The sequence below is a fragment of the Streptomyces sp. NPDC026589 genome (genome assembly GCF_040638385.1).
Taxonomy (GTDB): domain Bacteria; phylum Actinomycetota; class Actinomycetes; order Streptomycetales; family Streptomycetaceae; genus Streptomyces.
The window spans coordinates 213,488-233,389 of sequence record NZ_JBEZYG010000001.1 but is presented as its reverse complement, the minus strand read 5'-3'; the positions used below and the strand labels follow the sequence as shown (position 1 = coordinate 233,389).

Sequence of the window (19,902 nt, the reverse complement as noted above, 5' to 3'; positions counted from 1 at the left end):
ACGGGGGAACGCCAGCGGTTCTCCTCGGCGATCCTGCCGCCGTGGTGCAGGAAGTCCCCGAAGATCAGCGAGGTCCTGCCATTGCTCTATCTCCACGGCCTGTCGTCGGGCGACTTCGTGCCCGCGCTCGAGCAGTTCCTCGGCTCCGCGGCCGGCCTGTCACCAGCCACCGTGACCCGGCTCACCACCCAGTGGCAGGCCGACCACACCGCGTTCCAGGACCGTGACCTGTCCGCCACGGACTACGTCTACGTGTGGGCCGACGGTGTTCACCTGCGCATCCGCCTGGAGGAGGCGAAAGCCGCGGTCCTGGTGCTGATGGGCGTTCGCGCCGACGGCACGAAGGAACTGATCGCGATGACCGACGGCTACCGCGAATCCTCCGAGGCATGGGCCGGGCTGCTGCGGGACTGCGCCCGCCGGGGCATGCGTGCCCCGGTCCTGGCCGTCGGCGACGGCGCGCTCGGCTTCTGGAACGCCCTGAACGAGGTGTTCCCCGAGACCCGTCATCAAAGGTGCTGGGTGCACAAAACCGCCAACGTGCTCGACGCGCTCCCGAAATCCGCGCAGCCAGCGGCCAAGCGCGCCGTCCAGGAGATCTACAACGCCGAGGACAAGGAGCACGCGGCCAGGGCGGTCCGCGACTTCGAGCGGGCCTACGGCGCAGAATATCCCAAGGTCGTCAAGCGGATCACCGACGACGAGGACGAGCTCCTGGCGTTCTTCGACTTCCCCGCCGAACACTGGATCCACCTGCGGACCACCAACCCGATCGAGTCGACCTTCGCCACCGTGCGACTGCGGACCAAGGTCACCAAGGGCGCCGGCTCCCGGGCTGCTGGCCTGGCCATGGTCTTCAAGTTGATCGAGTCCGCCCAGGCCCGCTGGCGGGCCGTGAACGCTCCCCACCTCGTCGCCCTCGTCCGCGCCGGCCGCTTCGAACGCGGCCACCTCGTTGAACGCTCCGAGCAGGCCGCCGCGTGAACAGCCTCAACGGGGCCTACGATCGTTCCGCCGAGGACGAGCACCAGCGATTCGCCCGCTACCTGCACGAGCTGGCGGTCGCAGGTGACGACGACGAAGCCGATCTGGTGACCAGAGTCTTGCGCGACCCGGACACGACGATGGCGCAGTCGGCCATTGTCCGCCACGTCGACCGTCGCGCGGCGCAGTTGCTGACCGACGATGGGTTCACCGCCTGGTCCCGAGCGATGGCCGAGATCAGCGCGGAGCGGAAGTTCCTCGTCCGCCGTCTGCACGAATGGACTCTGCTGCGGTCAATCACGGCGGGCGAGCCGTGGGGCTCGGAGGAAGTCACCGCCGGATCCGACTGGTTCCAGCGCAAGGTCGTCGAGACCCTGCCCTCACCCGCCGTCCTCAGACTGCTCGCCGAGACCGGAAGAACCCGGCGCGTCCGCGCTGACGCCAGCCGCCGACTGCATCAGCGACACCACCGCGACTGACCTGATCCACAGGTATTGACAATTACTCCGCCCTGCTGCAGCCGCAGCGGCGGTAGATGCGGCCTCGGTCGGCGCTGGTACGCATGGCGATCGCCTCCACGAGGCAGAGAAGGGCCTGACATTCTCAGCGTGCGACCACACGCGACCACCACGACCGCTAGAGAGTCCGTGACCAGCGATTTTCCCTTGTCTGCGCGCCAAGGACGCTGGCTCCGGAGACCTCTAGCAGATTCTTCGTCTGCTCTGGTACAGCAGCCGCATCATGCTTGACCAGCGGACGGTGGTACTGAAGGCTCACACCATAGGCGCCGTCCAGGAACGCTCCGGATCTTCGGCACGACCGATGCACCTGGGCACTGTCCGGCGGATCATGCTTCGGGGTCGAGGGTCTGGAGGTCGTTCCGCGTTCACCGCCGCGTTGAGGACTTCGAGGGCGGTCCGGCTTCTCACGTTTACTATCAGCCCGAGGACGAACCCCTGGTATTGGGCGGCGCGTACTTTGTTGGCGAACTTCCAGAGATGGCCTGGATTTCTTGAACCAGGCTAGAGGTGCCCAGAGCGTTGTAACGTATCGATGAACTACTGTTTTTCTCACCAGGGGCGGACGAGGGTGGCGACGATCGGTCTGGTTGCGGCTATTGAAGAGCTGCGGCAGGAGCTGTACGAGGCGCAGAGGCTCGGCGGCAATCAGCAGTTTGCCTTCGGCGTCGAAGAGGCGCAGCTGGAGCTGCAACTCGAACTGCGCAAGTCGGCCAAGGGTGACGGCAAGCTCTCCTTCGGCGTGGTCAGCGTCGGTGCGGGCGGCGAGCACTCTACCGTGCGCACCCACAAGTTGACGCTGAGGCTGTCGGTCAAGGACCGGGCCCTCGGTGGCGCGAGCCCCGAGATCAGCGATGCGGAAACCGGTTCGTGGGACGAGGGGTGACGTGGATCCGGCCAGACTGGCGCTGATCCGAAGCGGAGACGAACAGCCCCGAGGCGTGGGATCCGGCTATCTGATCGCCCCACGTTTGGTGTTGACCGCCCGCCATGTGCTGGAGGACCGGTCTAACAGAACGCTCTGGCCGACCATCACCGTACGCATCGGCCACCATAGTGGCGGCGAGATGACGCGGGTTCCCGCACAGCTGCTCTGGGCACACTCGGACGGTCTTGATGTCGCCCTGCTGTGCATCGACCAGGAGATCGATGTGCCTGGTTCCGTCCGCTGGGGCCAGCCGACGGGCACGGTGCCGCTGCCGTATGAGGGGCTTGGCTACCCTTGGGCCGCCAAGGGGGAGACTCGGGATCCGGAGCACCTGCGCGGTGAGCTGCCGCCTCTTTCAGGTTCCACGGGCCGGTACGTCCTTGATCAGGGCCCCGCGCCCGTTCCACGGACCGATGGCAAGAATGCCTGGGGCGGCGCCTCGGGGGCCGCGATCTTTTGCGGTGGCCACCTAGTCGGAGTCGTGACCCAGGAAGAGCGCTCCTTCGGAGCCCGTCGTCTGATCGCCCTGCCTGTGCATTCCTTCGCCGAGGATGGCGACTTCGTGTCCCACCTCGTGAGGCACTCCGGTCGGCCTCCTGAGCTGAATACAATCGGCGCGTCCCAACCGGAGGCGGGGTCGATCTCTGAGCACGGACTGAAGAAGCTGCTTGCGCCATTGTTGGTGGATCTGTCCGTCAACACCGGTCGCGCGCGAGGTCTGGAGCGTGACCTCGGCTGCGAGCCCAGCCTTGCCGACCTGGTGGGGGCTCCTCGGTCGGGAGGTGAGCTGGACAAGTTCGGCAACCGGTACGAGGGAGCCTGGACGATCAGGCATGCCCTGTACGTGCTCCTGGGCCAGGGGACATCGCTCACATTGAAGCCTAGTGTCGCGGGCGACGGCTTCCAATTCGTCTACCGCCACGGCGGTGGGATCGAGGTGCACCACGTTCAGCACCAGACCGATAATGCGAACAGCTGGAACGTGGCCTCCCTCCGCGATAAGGGGATCTGGAGGCACCTGCGGGACCACGTTGACGCGGGCCGCGACTTCTGCTTTGTCTCCCCGGTACCGGCCCGTCCGCTTGCGGAGCTCGCTGACCGCGCTCGTCGCGCCAGCGACTTCGCCGGCTTCCAGGCTGAGGGGTTGACGGACGAACTTCACGGTCCCTTCGATGGCCTTGCCGCACCTGATATCTACGGTTCACCCGAGACGACATGGCGCATGCTGAGGGGACTTTGGATTGAGTGGCTGGATGAGCGGGACGTCATCAACATCAATGCAGCCCTGGCTGAGCAGGTCGTTGCCGGGGCGTCAGGTCGATTGACGGCTCTGCGGCTCGGAGACCTCCTGCTCAAGAATTTGGGAACCACCCTTGACGCGCAGGCCCTAGCCGCCCTGCTGGCCGAGTACGGGCTGCGGCGGGTTAGCCGAGTGGACGGGCATGTAGTAACCGACGCGGTGAGCGGGGCGACCAGACGGTGGGCGGCGAGTGTCGAGCGTGACCTGCTTCGGCCTACGATCCCCCGAGAGGAGGTCGAACAGCTTGTAGAACAGGTCACGACAGGCACCAAGCAGCTTACCCTCCTAACGGGCGCCGCCGGCGGCGGAAAGAGCGCTGTGCTGCACCAGGCGTTCATCGCGCTCGAGGAGCGAGACACTCCGGTGCTTGCGTTCCGTCTCGACCGGCTGGAGCCCTTCGCCTCGACCCATGAGATGGGCCAGCGCATCGGCCTGCCGATGTCCCCGGTCAGCGCCCTTGGTGCCGTGGCGGCCGGTCGGCCGTGTGTCCTGATTGTGGACCAGCTCGACGCCGTCAGCCTCGCGTCGGGACGCATCCCGGACACGTTCGAGGCAGTGGCCGACCTCGTGGGCGAGGCGGCGGCCCACCCTGCCATGCGCATCGTCCTGGTGTGCCGGGCGTTCGACGTCCAGGCTGACCCCCGTATCCGGCAACTCACCGAACCGGAGCAGTGCGCACTCGTCAGTGTCGGGCGGCTCTCCGACGCTCAGGTCGACGCGGCAGTCAGTGGCATGGGTCTCAACGTCACTCAAGTGACCGCGTCTCAGAGGGCATTGCTGCGGTCGCCGCTGAGCCTGGTCCTTCTGGCGCATGTTGCAGGCGAGGCCGAGGCTCTCTCCTTCCGTACCACCAGACAGCTCTTCGATGCCTTCTGGGACGCCAAGCGGAGGGACTGCACGCGTCGTCAGCCAGCTATGCGCTTCCATGAAGCAGTTTCTGCTGTCGTGGCGGCCATGAGCACACGCCAGCAGCTCTCTGTGCCGCACAGCGTGCTCGACGCGAACGACCTCGCCGCGAGTGGGGATGTGCTGGTCTCGGAGCACGTCTGTGTGCGAGACGGCCGACAACTGGCCTTTTTTCATGAGAGTTTCTTCGACTATGCTTTCGCGCGCGACTGGCTTCGGCGCGACGAGACTTTGGTTGCCTTCTTGACAGGCGGGAAGCAGGAGCTTTTCCGTCGTGGACAGATTCGGCAGGTCCTCGATCATCTGCGGGATCTGGAGCCGGAGCGGTTTGCCGAGGAGGTCGAGGCGCTGCTGACCAGCCACGAGATCCGCTACCACCTCAAAGACGTGACCCTAGCGCTGCTCCGGGGCCTGGAAGCCCCTACCGTCGCGGAATGGGAGGCCGTAGCACGGGTGCTGGACACCCGTCCTTCCTTCCAGAGCCATCTCGTGAATGCGATCGGCAACGCCGCATGGTTCCGCCGCGCGGACGACGAGGCAGTGATTGAGAACTGGTTGAGTAGCACCGATGCTGATGAACGCGGCTGGGGGCTACGGATGATGGTCGGAGCGGCTCGGACCTTCCCGGACCGGATAGCCCGCCTCCTGCGGCCGTACACCGCGGACCCGCAGTACCGCTCGTGGTTGGGGCGGCTCGTTCTTTTCGCTCGCGTCTCGGAATCCCGACCGCTCTTCGACCTCCTGATCGGGGGCGTACGAGCCGGACTCTTCACCGGCCAGGAACACGGCCTCTGGAGCTCGGTGGGCGACCTCGCTACCGAACAACCCGGTTGGGCCGTCGAATTGCTCGGTGCCCTGCTGACGGATCGCCCCGAAGGGCTCAAGCTCGATGATCAGGGCAGGGTGGCCATCCTGCTCAGCCGGGATCAGACGGCCGTCCACATAGTGGCGGCCTCCGCTGCGGGCGCCCCTGAGGATTTCTGTGCCTGGGCGCTGTCCTTCCTGCTGGAGGTCATGAGCACCACTGCGAATGCGCCACGCGACGGGTGGCCGGTCTTCGACAAGCACTTCGCGTTCCGCTACCCCAATGACAGACCCAGCACTTTGGGGGATGCGCTATTCCAGGGGGCGGAGACAGCGGTGCGGATAGTGGCGAGCCGGGATCACGCTCGCGCGCGGGGGCTCGTGGAAGGGCTTGCGAGCGCGCAGTACGACGCGGCGCAGTGGCTCCTCTACCAAGCGCTGATCGGCGCCGGCCCCGCCCTCGCCCCCTGGTCGGCCGAGATCCTCCTCCAGGGCAGACACCGCCTCCTGTGCAGCTTCGGGGCCAACGTGGTGTGGGGCGCACGCGAGGTTCTCCGAGCGGTAGGCGAAGTCCTGCCCACCGTCACCCTCCGTCGGCTGGAGGAGGCTCTCCTTCACCTGCGACTCCCCCCGAACGAGGAGCTCTCGCCCTGGCACGAGTTCACCTTGCTGTCGGCACTTCCCGAGAAGCGGCTCTCCGAGCGGGCCCTGCGCCGGCTCGGGGAACTCCGCAGACGACACGGCGATATGCGGGAGCCGGACGAGCCGAAGGGCATTACGGGCGGGTTCATCGGACCGCCGATCTCGTCGGAAGCCGCACAGCACATGAGCGATGACCAGTGGTTGCGCGCGATGAAGAGACACAGCCATGACCGCACCGAGTGGAGCACCCTCACGGGCGGCGCCCGCGAGCAGTCCCACGTACTGCAGAGCATGACGGCAGCGGCCCCCGCTCGGTTCGCCCGGCTTGCCCTGCGGATGGATGCCGAGATGCACCCAGCCTACGGAGCATCGCTGCTCCGCGGCCTCGGTGACTCCGAGCCGCAGAGCGACACGGAGACCGTTTTCGCGGCGGTTCGCCATCTTGCGAGCCAGGGCAAACTGGAGCACGACCGCTGGCTGGGGTGGGCGCTGCGGAAGTACCTCAGCTGCGTACCTCTCGACCTGGTGGAGCTGCTCCTGGACCGCGTTCTCGACGCCGACGATGCCGGTCACGTGACCGGCGACGACGAAGGAGATGTGGAGCGCGATCTGCTCAACGCAGGGCTCAACACCATTCGAGGCAGCGCGGCCGAGAGTCTTGGTGACCTGCTCATTCGTGACGCAAACGGGACGCGAGCCGCCTTGGTCGTGCCTCACCTGAGCCGACTGGCGGCCGACTCCTCGCTTTCCGTCCGGGCGTGCGTCGCACATCTTCTGCACGCCGCTACGCGCCACGACCGCCCTGCGGTGGTCGATGCCTTCACAGTGCTCGCGATGGCTCCCGACCAACTTCTTGCTTCACCGCACGTGATACGCCTTGTAGTGGCGTTGTGCCACGGGAACCCGATGGCGGGCAGACCGGTCATGGAGCGGATGCTGCACTCCTCAGTGGCAGCGGTTGGCCGGGTAGGTGGACAGGTCGCGGCGCTGGCAGCGATGGAGTGGGAGATGCCGGATCTGCTGGGGGAGGTTCTCGCGGGGGACGACGGAGAGCAGAGGCAAGGAGCCGCAGATGTATGTGCTCAGAGGCTGGTGAATGCCGGTGACGCGCCGCTGGCTCACCACGCGCTGGTCCGGTTCTTCCACGACCCGCGGGAGAACGTGCGCGAAGCCGCAGCTACTGTCGCGGTCGCGCTCAGGGGCCAACGATTGGGGCCCTTCCGTCCGACCCTGACCGGACTGATTGACTCCCCTGCTTTCCAGCCGGCCCTGGCCCAATTGCTGATCACACTCGAGCACGCTCCGGACCGGGTTGACGACCTGGTATTGGCGTGTGTGAGGCGATTTATCGAGGTGTTCGGTCCTGCCTCCGCCGACTTGTCGACGCATGCGGCGGCAGACGCTCACCAGATCGGTGAGTTGCTGGTCCGCGCCCATGTCCAGGCCGGTGCGGCTGCGCGCCGGTCCGAGATTCTCGACCTGCTGGACCAGCTGCTGTTGTTGGGGTCCTACGGCGTGGCCGAGGCGATCGGGCATGCCGACCGAGGCTAGACGGAGCCGGTTCGCGTGTCGGTGTACCTGCAACTGGTCAGTGCTAGTCCCGGCTCATCGCCTCGTGATGGCTCGGCAGAGCGACGACCTACTCTTGGATGCCGTCGCGTAGGCAACTTGATCCATCTGTCGCCCGGAGGTTGGCCTGCGAACTGGGCTTTTCAGTAACAGGCTTGGCAGTGGCAGGGATGATGTGTAGATGAGCCATGATGACAGGGTCCGAAAGCTTGGTACGAAGTTCGAGAAGGCGCGATACCCGACGTTCGGCCCGATGCTGTTGGGGATGCGAGTCCAGGGCTTTCGCGGAGTGGCGGACCTGAATCTGGAGTTCAAGTCACCCGTCACGGCCATCTCGGGTCTGAACGGCACCGGGAAGAGTACGGTAGTGCAGCTCGCGGCAGCTGCATTCCGCCAGCCGACTGACCACCCCTGGAACCGATACTATGTGGCCTACTTTTTCCCGGTATCTGTCGCCGATCCCAAACCCTTCACCACCGGCGCCCAGGTGCAGTATCTCTATGCCGCGGACAGCGAATTGGGTTTTCAACAGGTCACGGTGACGCGGGCCGTGAAAGAGTGGTCCGGCTACAAGCGGCAGCCTGAGCGAGCCACCTATTACCGCGGCTTCACGCAGTTCATCCCGAAGGTTGAGAAGCGAGATCTGTCCATCTACGGTGGGTCCAGTCTGGAGCTGGGAGAGGCGAATCCGCTCGACGCGACGGCTGCCAAACACGTCGGGCGGATCTTGGCGGTCCCCTACGAGCACCTGAGTTTCACCGAAGTGCTGACCACGCAGAAGACGGCGACGCTCGCGATGGCGGGTCGCGGGGGCCGACGCTACTCCGAGAACCACATGGGTACCGGGGAGGGGCGAGTGCTCTACATGGTGCACGCCATGGAGACAGCGCCGCCCAAGAGCCTCATCATCCTGGAAGAGCCCGAGACCTCCTTGCACGGCGACGCTCAGGTCCGCCTCGCCAAGTACTTCATCGAGGTGGCCCTGCGACGTGGGCACCAGATCATTATCACCACGCACAGCTCTGCGATCCTCGGACAGCTAGGCCGCGATTCGGTCGTCTATCTTCGACGCACGCCCACGGGAGACGTGACGGCCACGCACGGACTCAGTACCTATCAGATCGACTCGCACCTCCAGAGGGAAGGTCGTATCCCGGGAGGTATCACCGTTTGCGTAGAGGATGAGTTCGCGCGCCATCTCGCCATTGAGATCTTCCGCACCGTCGACCCCGACCTTCTCACCGGCTGCTCGTTCCTCACCATCGGAGGCGGTCAGGAGATCCCAAAGGCGGTGAAGCTGCTGCGTGAAGCGCAGGTGCGCGCCGTTGGGCTCAGCGACGGAGACATGCCGCACGACGGGACCGGCGGCGTCCGGACGCTGCCTGGTACCGAGCCGCCGGAGAAAGAGGTCTTCGCGCACGCCGCAGTCAAGAGCCACTTCGCCGATGTGCCGTACTCGATCGACCTCGACGAGGTGCTTGCCGGCGTAGCCGATCACCACGACTACGCCCAGACAGTTGCGGCGCGTCTCATGCTGGACGAGGTCGCAGTAATCAGCGTTGCGTGCCGGACATACGCGGCTGCTCACCAGGCGGGTGACTTCGACGTAGTCGTCGACTTCGTCCGCAAGGAGGTGGGTGACAGACGGTAGCTTGCGCCGCTCTTTCTGCGCAGTTGGTCCTGGACGAAGCGGCGCAGCCGTCCCTCGCGCAGCAGCTTGCGCTTCTTGGGCCGGGGCCTGCGCGCGGCGGCGGCGCGGTGGGCGGCGCAGGGCTGGTAGCCCTCGCGGACCGCGTTCGCGTCGGTCTCCCGCTTGACCGTGCTCGCCGACCGTCCCAGGGCCCGTCCGATCGCCCTCAGCGACTGACCCGCCGCGCGGAGGTCGCGGATCTTCTCGCGCTCGGCGAGCGTCAGGAACCGCGGGTGAAGCTGCTTCTCCAGGGCCGTCAGGCCCACCGGTGCCGTGGTCACGCCGCCCATCGTGACGGTCCCGGTGGTGTAGTCGACACGGCGCCCGTCGGCATAGGTGCGCGTGGTGCGGCTCTTCTTGACGCCCCAATCCCAGTCCTTGGCCGTGCGCTCGTTCACGCCGACCTGCCGGGCCGCTGCCCGGCGGGCGACACCGGCGGCCCGAAGCCGCTCGTACTCGTCCCGCCCGGGATGCCGGCGCGGCAGACGCACCGAACTCCGCCCGGACTTCCGGGCCCAGCCGAAGGCGGTGTTCCGGTTCACCCCCAGCTCCCGGGCCACCACGGTCACGTTCCCAGAAACATCCAGCCAGACAAGGAAACGCACCCTCAGCCTCGCAACATCATCGCGTCCAACGACCACGGTCCTCGCAACTCCCACAGATTGCGGGTGTTGCGAGGACCGTTAGAGCCCAAGACCTCCGGGGGCCTCTCGCGTGCCTGCCGGGTCTGGGAGGCCGGGGCAGAGTCTCGTGCGCTCGTAGTACTGCCGGAGCCCGGGACGACCTATGCGGCGGGCTGGGACTGCGATCCCTGCCGCTCTGCTGCTTCCCGCCGGGCCGCTCTGCGGCGAGCCGCTTCCCGCTGGGCCGCTTCCCGCTCGCGCGCTTCCCGCCGGGCTCGCTTGAGGTCCTGCCACGCCTCCCAGGCGCGCCGGAGCGACGCGAAGAATTCGGGCAGCTGATCGAGGAAGCCCTTGAGGGCGTACAGCATGATCGACAACACGCCGAAGACGGCGAGGATGGCGAGAATCATGGCCCCGTCCAACGTCTCGGTACCTTTCGGTTCGGTGACCGAGGCAGGGCTCATGCTCAGGGCATTCGTCAGCTCGGCCACAGTGAAGTGGCTGAACTGAGAAGCCCTGCTTCCGACGCATCGCCGGGTATCTCAGGTGGTCGAAGCTCTTGTTCGACCGAAAATAAGACACGCTTAGAACATCAATAAGACGTAGACAAATCCGCGCAGCCATGCCGACCTGGCGTCGGATGGCTGGAGTTCGCGCGTTAGAAAACCCACACCAACAGGCAGCCCGACAGGTCGCCGTCCCCTGGAACTCCCCGCATATCCGATGCGGATCACAGAGGTGGCAAGCGTGAACATTGCCAAGCACCTGACAGGAAGTCGCAGCTCCCACCGCAGGCGCAAGTACTTTGAGAAGCATAGCGCATGAGCCCGAAATGCCGCCCGATAACGGTTACTTAGTCTCTGGCCTGCTGAAACGCCGCAGCCCCACACCTAATGGAGCAGGTGCGGGGCGAAGACGATCGGGTGTCCTACGTCGCGACGGGCGGCTCCTCGTCGTCCGCCGGAGGCGGCGCATCGGGCTTCTTGAAGCGCTGCCATGAGTCGCGAGCGCGTCCGGCCGAGTCGATGACGTCGGGGAGCTGGTCCAAGAGCGCCTTGATCGCGATGAGGAACACTGAGGCCACGCCAGCGACGGCGAGAATGGTGATGATGGCGGTGTCGTCCACCGATCCTGACCTTCCCTGTCATGGGTCGGATCGGGTGCGCAGGCAGCCTCGGTCCGAACCCTTCGGTTCAAACCGAGACACCTGCGTTGACACACGAACGCGCAAATGTTCTCGGGCAGACTGAACAGGTCAGTCTGTTGGGGCGAGTGAAGCAGCGCGCCGTCTTCTCGATGCGACTTGGCGTGTGCCGGACCGAGAAGGGTCCCGCAAGCCTACGAGTGCGGCACGTCTGAAGTCAGCATCCCGCTGACCCTCTCCACGTCCAGAAGGCATCCCGGCCTCTCGATGTTCTCATTTTAGCGCAGGACCACAGGGCTGGCATAGAAGCAACTGTTCTCCTAGACCGTGGGGTTGGGCTGGCGCTCATCTGCTTCATCGTCTGTTCGGGACAGCATTTGGTCATTCAGGTTGATGTTGTGCAGAACCGCGCACTCCACACTTGTGATTTTGCTATGACTACACAGAACCCCAACGCTGCTTGTGTGTAAGGTAGTTACTCGTTCGAGGTCCCGGTGCGCGAGGAGGTCAACGGCCAACGGCGACAAGGTGTGGCAACTCAAGGCCACCGGGTGCGCCGCGACGACCCAGAGCAAGTTCGCTCCAGGGCATGACGCCAAGCTCAAGCCGTTGATCATTCAGGCCGGGGTCGGCGGCCACCCTGTGCGCCGCATCGTCCGCGACACAGCGGTGGCGAAGGATGCGGTGCGGGTGGCCGCCGACCTGGGGTGGGGAGACCTCGTCCGGGACGCCATCGCCCGGGGGAGTGCCTAAGCCTTGTCCGCCTCGGTCACAGGCTTGATGCGCTCCAAGGGCACACCCCACTCCAGCCCCCCCCGGCCACGGGGCGCATGAACGCGTGGCGGCTGACCACCCGGCCGCTGTCTTTGGTGCGCTCCTCGATCACGCCGACCAGGTGGCCCGTGCGCTCCGAGATCGTGTCTTCAACCAGAGTGCCGGCCGGATACGGCAATGTTCCGTGGCTCAACATCGTCTGTGGCTTTTCGTGCATGGCTTCCCGTCCCTTCGTCGTCCTGACCAGCGGGTATCGCGATGTCGCGCTATCGCTTGTTACTGCGGAAGCGCGGCTAACGGCGTGCTCTTACGGTCAGAGGGTGACTGAGGATCTTGATCGAAGCCGTCCGATCTGGCGGCAGGTGGCCGCGATCATCGAGGTGCGCGTGGCCGACGGTACCTATCCGCCGGGCAGCCGCGTGCCGGGCATCGTCGAGCTGAGCGCCGAGTTCAACATCGCCGCGTCGACCGCGCAGAAGGCGTTGTCACATTTGCGCACGACCGGCGTCGTCCGCACCGGGCTGGGCATGGGCACCCTCGTCGCCGACAAGTAGAAGACCCTCCTGCACGGTTCCGCTTTCGTCTGAAGTGGTCGGCTCCTGGCGCTAACCTGAAGTGCGTTGACGCAGTGTCACGCGACGCGAACGGGGCACGAGCAATGGCAGGGAAGGTGAGTGGGGGGAGCTTCCTTAACCCCCTGAACGGCGGGATCGCCGCCGAGATCGCGGTCATCATCGGCGAGCAGGTAGTTCGCGAGGTGGGCAAGGTCGTAGCTGCGAACCTGTGGCGAGTCGTAAGTCAGCCCCGGGGTGAGCAGAGGGTCGAACGGGTCGACTATGTCCACGCTGTCTGCATCGACCAAAGTCATGGCGTTGAGATCGGAGAGGCGACTACTCAGCCCAAAGGTCTCGCCGAAAAGCGGCAGGACTTTCACTTCGAATTTTTGAACCACACGCTTAAGCAGTCCGAGTGGACCTTCCGCCTGAGCGTGGGGTTTATGTCGGGCGGCGCGTTAATTATTCTGACAGCGGCAGCTATGGCGCTGGTGTACGCCGGAAAACCTGATCGCACTTACGTACCACTCGTGACGGGCTTGACGGGAGCGTTGCTGACGGGCGGTGGCGGCAAGCTGGCGCTCCACTCGAAGCGCACCATGGTCAACCTGGCCAAGGCGGCTGAGAGTAATGCGAACAAGATCGACTTCGATCGCAATAACGTAGTGGCGATGACCTTCATCGACCGTGTGGGAGACCCGGAAGCAAGGGATCACCTCAACGCAGCTGCTGCCATGAAGGCGCTGGGCATGGAGGTGAACCCTGAGCCGGTGGTTGACCGTCCACTCCAGGGCGATCAGCCCAAGGAGATCGGGCTGGACGGTTCGTCCGGCTAGCCTTCTCGGACAGCACCCCGGCGTTTTAGAGCACCTTGAGGGCCGTGAGCACGGCCAGGCACAGGAGCAGGCAGCCAGGGAACAGGGGGCGGGCGTTCGCGCGGGCTCGGCGGCGTCCGCGCGAGCGGCGGTGGCCCTGACCACTGCCCGGGGGCCAGCCTCCGTGCCTCACGGGGCCTTGCCTCGTGCCTCACGGCCCCTCTTTTCTGTGGCTCAGAGCATGCGCCAGCTTGTCCTGGCGCGGGGCGCCCACAACCTGCGCAACATGGATGCCGAGCGGCCTGCCGGTGGCGGTATAGCACGGCCTGCTTACAAGAGACCGCATCCGCCTCGCGCCTTTCCGGTAGCCCGGCAGCGATCGGTGGCGAAGCGACAGCGGCCTCCCCTGGGTCCCTTGGCCGCGGTCCAGCTCTACACCTCGGCGCGATGCCGGGCACCCACGAACGCGCAGTTGTGGCCGGCGGTGACCTCCTCACCGTCACCGACCTCATGGCTCACACCGACTTCGACTGGTGCAGCAAGTGTGGTGGCTGCGCCATACGCAGACTCACCGAATTTCAGCTGTCCTAATACCGGGCGGCTCGCCGATTGCACGACATTGAACGGCGACTCGCGGCAAGAGCGCAGCGCCTGACAGCGACACCTCCACGGTGATCACTCACTTGGGTGAACTGGCGGCCTGGCAGCTGGTCTCTGAGGAGCAGTGGTGCAGCAGTGATTCCTGGCAATGCTGGGACACCATCTGCGAGCTCAGCGCAAGGCTGCCAGGTGTCATGCCGTGACAGGCCCAGGCGAGCCAGCCTCTTGACCCGGCGGTGACCCTTGGACGTGCGTGTCACGGACACGCCCCATGGGGACCAGTTGGGGACCAGACGGTGTCCGCGCACCTGAACGGCACGCACGTCACCACACGCTGTGCCCCCTGATTTCTGGACGTATGTTCAGACAAAAGGGATGAACCCTACTCCTGGGGGTCAAGGGGTCGCAGGTTCAAATCCTGTCGTCCCGACTGGAGACAGTCGTAGATCAGGGTCGGTTTCGGAGCAATCCGAAACCGACCCTTGATCATTTTTGGGGGCCAGCTGGAGGTCCGGCGTCCTTGACCGGGGCAGCGGGTCAGCGGGGCAGCGGGTCATGACGATCGGGCTCGGCAGTGAGCGTGGTGCGCGCAGCACGTTGAAGTGGGCAGGGAGCGCCGTCCCGGCGGCCATGATCTTGTGGACGTCCGGGTGAAGGTAGCGCTGGGCGGTGGTCAGTGAACCGTGGCCGGCGATCCTGCGGAGGACATGGACGTGGACCCCGGCGTGGGCGAACCAGGTCAGTGCGGTGTGCCGGAGGTCATGGCGGCGCAGATGTTCGTAGCCGAGCTTGGTGACCACCTCGTCCCCGTGTGTGGCGTCGCGCAGGACGGCGGTGGAGATGCGTCCGCCTCGCGGTCCCGTGAACAGGCGGGCGTCCGGGTTGGGGCCGGTGGACAGGATGCGCTGGGCGACGAGGGGGCGGATCTCCTCGACGATGGGCACCTTGCGGGCCCGCTTGCCCTTGGTGCCCTTGTCGGTCAGCCCGCCGGGCGCGGGTGTGGTCTGACGCCGCACGGTCCAGATCCACTGGGTGGTGTCGATGCCTCCGACGCGGTAGATGGACCGATGGTCGTCGACAGCCGCCGAGACCCCTATGGGCTGCGCCACTCAGTCGAACGTGCGTACGCGCTCAAGTTCGCCCGGGTGCGGCGACGGCACCGGGCCGCTGGGGTCCGGTGCCGTCGCCGGGGTTTCAGCCGGCGGCCGGGAGCGTCGGCAGGTAGCGGGGCGCCTGGCGGCCGTCCAGGCGGTGCTCAACGGCCGCGCCCAGGGTCAGCAGGTCTGCGTCCTGGCCATTGCCCGCCATGAGGAGCAGGCCCACCGGCAGTTCGCCCACGAAGCCGGCGGGCACCGACAGTGAGGGGTAGCCGGCCACGGCGGCGGGCGTGGACGACGGGATCACGTCGTTGTCGCCGCGCGCGCAGTCCGTCGTCCACGCGGGCGGGTTCGCCGGGGAGGCGATCGCGTCCAGGCCGTGCTCGGCCATGACCTCGTCGATGGAGCGGCGGGACAGGTCCGCCAGCTCCGCGCGCATCGCCCGGTACCCCGGGTCCGTGGTGGCCGGCGCGACAAGGGCCTGTTCGAACAGCTCCTGGCCGGCGAAGCAGGCCTGCTCCTGCGGGTGCGTCCGGTTGAACTCGATCAGTTCGGCGAGGTCGCGCGGGCCCTTCCGGGTGGCGAGGTAGGCGTCGATGTCCCGGTGGAACTCGCTGAGCAGGGCCGGGAATTCGAGTTCGGTCAGCCGGTCCTGGTATGGGAGGTCCACTTCGACGACCTCGGCGCCCGCGCCCCGCAGTCGCTCGGCGGTGCGCGTCATGAGGGCGTCCACCTCGGTGCCGAGCACCGGCAGCCGCCACAGGCCGATCCGCTTGCCGCGCAGTGAGCCGGGGCGGGCCGCCGCCTCCGCGAGGTCCGGGGTCGTGGCGGCGCCGCCGATGACCGACAGGGTGAGCGCGGTGTCGATGACGTTACGGGCCATGGGGCCGGCGGTGTCCTGTTCGGCCGAGATCGGCACGACGCCCGCCTGGCTGACCATGCCGAGGCTCGGCTTGAGGCCGACGACGGCGTTCATCCCGGCGGGGCAGACGATGGAGCCGTCCGTCTCGGTGCCGATTGCCACCTGCGCCAGCGAGGCGGCGAGGGCGGCGGCCGAGCCGGCGGACGAGCCGCACGGGTTGCGGTCCAGGACGTACGGGTTGTGCGTCTGGCCGCCCACCGCCGACCAGCCGGAAGTTGGCCTCGCGGCACGGAAGTTGGCCCACTCGGAGAGGTTGGCCTTGCCGAGTATCACCGCGCCGCCCGCCCGCAACTTCGCCACGAGTTCGGCGTCGGACCGCGGCGGCTTCCCCGCCAGGGCCAGGGAGCCGGCGGTCGTCGGCATGTCTCGGGTGTCCACATTGTCCTTGAGCAGGACGGGGATGCCGTCCAGTGGACTGCGCGTCCGGCCGAGACGGTGCCTGATGTCGCTGGCCGCCGCCTGCCCCAGGGCCGTCGGGCTGGTTTGCAGGACGGCGTTGATCTTGGGGTCGACGGCCTTGATCCGCTGCAGATAGGCGGAGGTCAGCCGGACCGAGGACAGCGACCCGCGGGCCATACGGGCCTGCAGTTCGGGGATGGTGACGGTGTCGAGGTCGATGCCGCCGACCATCGTCGATTCGGCGGATCGCGCCGAGCCGCCGGGGCTGTTCTGGGCGACTGCCTGAGGACCGGGCGCCATCGCTGCGAACGGGGCCACGACCAGGATCGCGGTCAGGGCCGCCATGCTTCTCATCTTCATGCGGACACCCCACTACACGGGGCTCGTGCGGCACAAGCATGCCTCGCCGCCAGCCCCGACGCATCCGGCCGTATGTCCCAAGGCCCCGTGCGTGGAACGGAGTTCGCAGTCCGGGCGGGCGGCGCTCCCTCTTGACGGGTTCCACTCCTTCGCTAAGGCCCAGACCTACAGGCGTCGGTCTGGACCTTCGCATGTGGGGTTGCCCCATCGGTAACGTCGTACGTTCACCTGGGTGGACCCGGCGCGCACGAAGGGAACGAAACAAATGTCATGCGCGTGGCAAGGTCGATCCCGGTGGGCCGGGGCTGTACATCCCGCGCTCCTGGACACGCGGACCCGGGCCGCTGCAGGGCAGTGGGGCTCGGCGGGGACACGCCTTCCTCGCGGTCGCCCGCGCGAACGAAACACGCCTACCGTCCTGCGTTCCGCTTCGTCACCTGTAGGCCGTTATTGGCGCGCCTTGGCGGAGCCGTCGGCGGACGACGCGCAGGCCTGCGCCGCGGTCGGGGCTCGGGGCGGCCGGGCAGCAGCGGAGAGGCGGCCAGAATCACCAGGGTGACGGCGAAAACGAACCAGTATGCGCCCTGGAAACCACCGATTGCGGCGGCGTCGCCGGCCGCAGCGCCCTTTCCGGCGGCAGCCAGGATCAGGGCGACACACGCGACCCCGAGCGCGCCGCCCAACTGGTTGAGGTTGTAGACGACGGAACTGCCCTGTGGCACCTTCTCCGGCGGTAGCGTCCGGTACAGCGAACCCATGGTCGGCGCGCCGACGCCGCCCAGGCCCAGGCCGACGGCGAACGCGGCCAGCACGGACCACACCTCACCGCTGTCAGCGCCGATACGGGTGAGGCCGACCGAGGAGAGCGCCGCCACGACCGCTCCGCCGCGTACGAGATCGCGCGCTCCCAGCCGGTCGCTGAGGCGTCCGGCGAGAGGCATCGCGAGCGCCGATCCCAGGCCCAGCGGCGCCACCAGCAGTCCGGCCGCGCGAGCGCCGTGTCCGTGCAGCACCTGGTAGTAGAGCGGCAGGGCGAACAGGACGGCGAACGTGGCCAGTCCGACGAGCCCCTGTACGGTCACGCTCGCGGCGAAGCTGCGGCTGCTGAACAGCCGGATGTCGATCATCGGTTCGGTCCGGCGGGCACGCAGCGCGTGGATCACGTACCCGACGAGCAGCGCGCCGCCCAGGACCAGTGGGATGAACACGGAGGGCGCGGCGAACCGGGCGCGCTCGCCCGCCTCCGTGAGGGCGAGCAGGATCGCCGCGAGGCCGGGAGCTATCAGCAGGGCGCCGACGATGTCGAGACGAGGCCCGGATCCACGCGTGACGGGCGGGCCGGCCGGAATCACCCGCAGTGCGAGCAGGACCGCGACGATCCCGATGGGCAGGTTGATGTAGAACATCCAGCGCCAGCCCATGGATTCGAGCACAACCCCGCCCAGCACGGGCCCGAGGACCGGCCCGAGCGACAGGACCACACCCATCATGCCCATCACGCGCCCCGCCCGGCTGGGGCCCGCCGCACGGGCCAGGATCACCAGGACCAGCGGGTCGACGACGCCGGCGCCCACACCCTGGACGACCCGGAAGGCGACCAGGCTCTCCACGTTCCAGGCGAGCGCCGAGGCGAGCGAGCCGACCAGGAACAGCACCAGTCCGAACAGCCAGAGCTTCCTGACGCCGAACCGGCCGACCGCCCAGCTCGTGATGGGGATGGTGACCGTGAGCGCCAGCAGGTATCCGGTTGTCGCCCAACTGATGGAACTCAGCGAGGCGTTGAACTCCTCGGCGAAGGTATCGGCCGCAACGGTGACCATCGTGCTGTCGAGGATCCCCATGATCCCGCCCAGCAGGGTTACCCCGATGAGCCGTAACAGCCCGGGATCCAGTCGGTCATCTCTGACTTGAGACATCACTTTCCAACTCCGTTGAGAGCGACACAAGAACACTTGTTGAACCAGGCGGTTCAACATAACGACCCGTCAAAGCCAAGCGCAACCATCCGGCCCAGAACATTGAACCAACGGGTTCATATATGGGGTTGACGCGGTACGATGGTGGCGTGAACGGAGCCAGGACCTCAAACGCGAGCAGACGCGAGGCGCCGCGCGGGCGCATCGACAAGCGGCAGGCGATCCTCGAAGCCGCGTTCAGGACGTTCGCCCGTGAGGGGTACGGACAATCCTGCGTACGGGAGATCGCAGCCGAGGCGGGCGTGGCCAAGCCCACCATCTACAACCACCTCGGGGACAAGGAGATGCTGTTCCGCGAGGCGATGCTGGCCGCAGTCGGCCGTACGAGTGGCGCGGGGCTGGCGGCGCTCGAACAGCTCCGGGAGCGTGGCGGTGATGTGCGCCCCATGCTGGAGGAAGCCGGCCACCGCATTCTGAAGAACCACTGCGGCCCGGAGTCGCAGGCGCTGCGCCGGCTCCTCAACGCTGAAGCGGTCAGGTTTCCCGACCTGTTGGAGACCATCCAGGGCGAGGGGGCGCAGCGCCTCCACGACTCGCTCGCCGACCGCCTGGCACGCTTCGCGCTCTCCGGGCGCCTGCACACCAGCGACCCCGACCTGGCCGCCGAGCAGTTCCTCGCGCTGCTCACGGGCCCGATGGCGCTGCGCACCCGACTGGGCACGCGCAAGGTGTCCGACGCCGAGCTGCGCACCGTGGGGCGGGCCGCGGTTGACACGTTCCTGCGCGCCTACGCTCCCCGGGCGGTGGAGTCTCCGTAGGAGCTCAGGACAACCGGGGCAGGGGTGCCCGGAGGAGCGGCTCGGAGAAGGGCACGAGAGGCGGGGCCACGACCACGACACTGGTCACCGGCGCCGACAAGGGCCTCGGATACGAGACCGCCCGACGCCTGACCGAGGCGGGCCACACCGTCCTCGCCGAGGCGCGCGAGCCGCGGCCCGGGCGAGCGGCGGCTGAGCGGATCGGCGCGGCGCCCGTTCCCTCCTGCTCGATGTGACCGGCGAGGCGTCCGTAGATCAGGGCCGGTTTCGGAGCAATCCGAAACCGGCCCTGATCATTTTCGAAGACCAGTGGGGGACCAGCTGGAGGTCCGGCGTCCTTGACCAGGTCAGCGGGTCAGCGGGTCAGCGGGTCATGACGATGGGGCTCGGTGGTGAGCGCGGTGCGCGCACCACGTTGACGTGGGCAGAGAGCGCTGCCCGCCAACCGTGATCTTGTGGACGTCCGGGGGCGGGTAGCGCTGCGTGGTGGTGGTCGGTGAACCGTGGCCCACGGGCGCGCTGGTAGTTCGGGATGGCGG

At 67.0% G+C, this 19,902-nt stretch carries 14 protein-coding genes, 1 tRNA gene and 3 pseudogenes; 11 read left to right on the top strand and 7 right to left on the bottom strand.

The window, feature by feature from the left end; genetic code table 11:
• From AB0F29_RS01000 to AB0F29_RS00980, 5 genes and pseudogenes are all read left to right on the top strand, one after another.
• Positions 1 to 984 (top strand): annotated as a pseudogene (locus tag AB0F29_RS01000) (IS256 family transposase); the annotation flags it as partial.
• Entirely contained in the window at positions 981 to 1,463 is a 483-nt protein-coding gene (locus tag AB0F29_RS00995; RefSeq protein WP_361866474.1) for a hypothetical protein, read from the top strand. The pseudogene AB0F29_RS01000 and the gene AB0F29_RS00995, both read left to right, overlap by 4 nt.
• Positions 1,464 to 2,073: 610 nt before the next feature.
• Positions 2,074 to 2,388 carry a trypco2 family protein gene (locus AB0F29_RS00990; RefSeq protein WP_361866473.1) on the top strand — a complete coding sequence of 105 codons (315 nt, stop codon included), beginning with the start codon at positions 2,074 to 2,076 and terminating at the stop codon, positions 2,386 to 2,388.
• Position 2,389: 1 nt separating this feature from the next.
• Positions 2,390 to 7,633, top strand: coding sequence for a serine protease (locus AB0F29_RS00985; protein ID WP_361866472.1), 5,244 nt, complete (start codon positions 2,390 to 2,392; stop codon positions 7,631 to 7,633).
• Positions 7,634 to 7,832: 199 nt separating this feature from the next.
• Positions 7,833 to 9,302 carry an AAA family ATPase gene (locus AB0F29_RS00980; RefSeq protein ID WP_361866471.1) on the top strand — a complete coding sequence of 490 codons (1,470 nt, stop codon included), beginning with the start codon at positions 7,833 to 7,835 and terminating at the stop codon, positions 9,300 to 9,302.
• On the opposite strand, the gene AB0F29_RS00975 is transcribed toward AB0F29_RS00980, so the two are convergent.
• From AB0F29_RS00975 to AB0F29_RS00965, 3 genes are all read right to left on the bottom strand, one after another.
• Positions 9,236 to 9,883 (bottom strand): helix-turn-helix domain-containing protein, encoded by a 648-nt coding sequence (locus AB0F29_RS00975; protein ID WP_361866470.1) that lies wholly within the window; start codon positions 9,881 to 9,883, stop codon positions 9,236 to 9,238. The genes AB0F29_RS00980 and AB0F29_RS00975 overlap by 67 nt on opposite strands.
• A gap of 242 nt (positions 9,884 to 10,125) precedes the next feature.
• On the bottom strand, positions 10,126 to 10,428 hold the full coding sequence (locus AB0F29_RS00970) for a hypothetical protein (RefSeq protein ID WP_361866468.1): 303 nt from the start codon (positions 10,426 to 10,428) through the stop codon (positions 10,126 to 10,128).
• Between the two features lie 464 nt (positions 10,429 to 10,892).
• On the bottom strand, positions 10,893 to 11,090 hold the full coding sequence (locus AB0F29_RS00965; RefSeq protein ID WP_361866466.1) for a hypothetical protein: 198 nt from the start codon (positions 11,088 to 11,090) through the stop codon (positions 10,893 to 10,895).
• A gap of 546 nt (positions 11,091 to 11,636) precedes the next feature.
• Here AB0F29_RS00965 and AB0F29_RS00960 point away from each other — a divergent pair.
• Positions 11,637 to 11,861: a hypothetical protein gene (locus tag AB0F29_RS00960; protein WP_361866464.1), complete on the top strand. Its 225-nt coding sequence runs from the start codon at positions 11,637 to 11,639 to the stop codon at positions 11,859 to 11,861.
• Positions 11,862 to 11,877: 16 nt separating this feature from the next.
• On the opposite strand, the gene AB0F29_RS00955 is transcribed toward AB0F29_RS00960, so the two are convergent.
• A complete protein-coding gene (locus tag AB0F29_RS00955) occupies positions 11,878 to 12,099 on the bottom strand; it encodes a hypothetical protein (RefSeq protein ID WP_361866462.1) in 222 nt (73 codons plus the stop codon).
• 103 nt (positions 12,100 to 12,202) lie between these two features.
• Between AB0F29_RS00955 and AB0F29_RS00950 the strand changes: the two genes are divergently transcribed.
• The 3 genes from AB0F29_RS00950 (at position 12,203) to AB0F29_RS00940 (ending at position 14,281) form a co-directional block, all read left to right on the top strand.
• A complete protein-coding gene (locus AB0F29_RS00950; RefSeq protein WP_361866460.1) occupies positions 12,203 to 12,436 on the top strand; it encodes a GntR family transcriptional regulator in 234 nt (77 codons plus the stop codon).
• A 104-nt stretch (positions 12,437 to 12,540) separates the two neighbouring features.
• Complete coding sequence (locus AB0F29_RS00945; protein ID WP_361866458.1) at positions 12,541 to 13,272, top strand: hypothetical protein; 732 nt, start codon at positions 12,541 to 12,543, stop codon at positions 13,270 to 13,272.
• Between the two features lie 929 nt (positions 13,273 to 14,201).
• A tRNA-OTHER gene (locus AB0F29_RS00940) sits at positions 14,202 to 14,281 on the top strand.
• A 118-nt stretch (positions 14,282 to 14,399) separates the two neighbouring features.
• On the opposite strand, the pseudogene AB0F29_RS00935 reads toward AB0F29_RS00940, so the two are convergent.
• The 3 genes and pseudogenes from AB0F29_RS00935 to AB0F29_RS00925 all read right to left on the bottom strand — a co-directional run.
• Positions 14,400 to 14,906 (bottom strand): annotated as a pseudogene (locus AB0F29_RS00935) (tyrosine-type recombinase/integrase); the annotation flags it as partial.
• A gap of 139 nt (positions 14,907 to 15,045) precedes the next feature.
• Positions 15,046 to 16,629, bottom strand: coding sequence for an amidase family protein (locus AB0F29_RS00930; protein ID WP_361866456.1), 1,584 nt, complete (start codon positions 16,627 to 16,629; stop codon positions 15,046 to 15,048).
• 410 nt (positions 16,630 to 17,039) lie between these two features.
• Positions 17,040 to 18,545 (bottom strand): DHA2 family efflux MFS transporter permease subunit, encoded by a 1,506-nt coding sequence (locus tag AB0F29_RS00925; protein WP_361866455.1) that lies wholly within the window; start codon positions 18,543 to 18,545, stop codon positions 17,040 to 17,042.
• A 149-nt stretch (positions 18,546 to 18,694) separates the two neighbouring features.
• Between AB0F29_RS00925 and AB0F29_RS00920 the strand changes: the two genes are divergently transcribed.
• A complete protein-coding gene (locus tag AB0F29_RS00920) occupies positions 18,695 to 19,363 on the top strand; it encodes a TetR/AcrR family transcriptional regulator (protein ID WP_361866453.1) in 669 nt (222 codons plus the stop codon).
• 80 nt (positions 19,364 to 19,443) lie between these two features.
• Positions 19,444 to 19,616: pseudogene (locus AB0F29_RS00915) on the top strand (SDR family NAD(P)-dependent oxidoreductase); the annotation flags it as partial.
• Positions 19,617 to 19,902 lie beyond the last annotated feature (286 nt).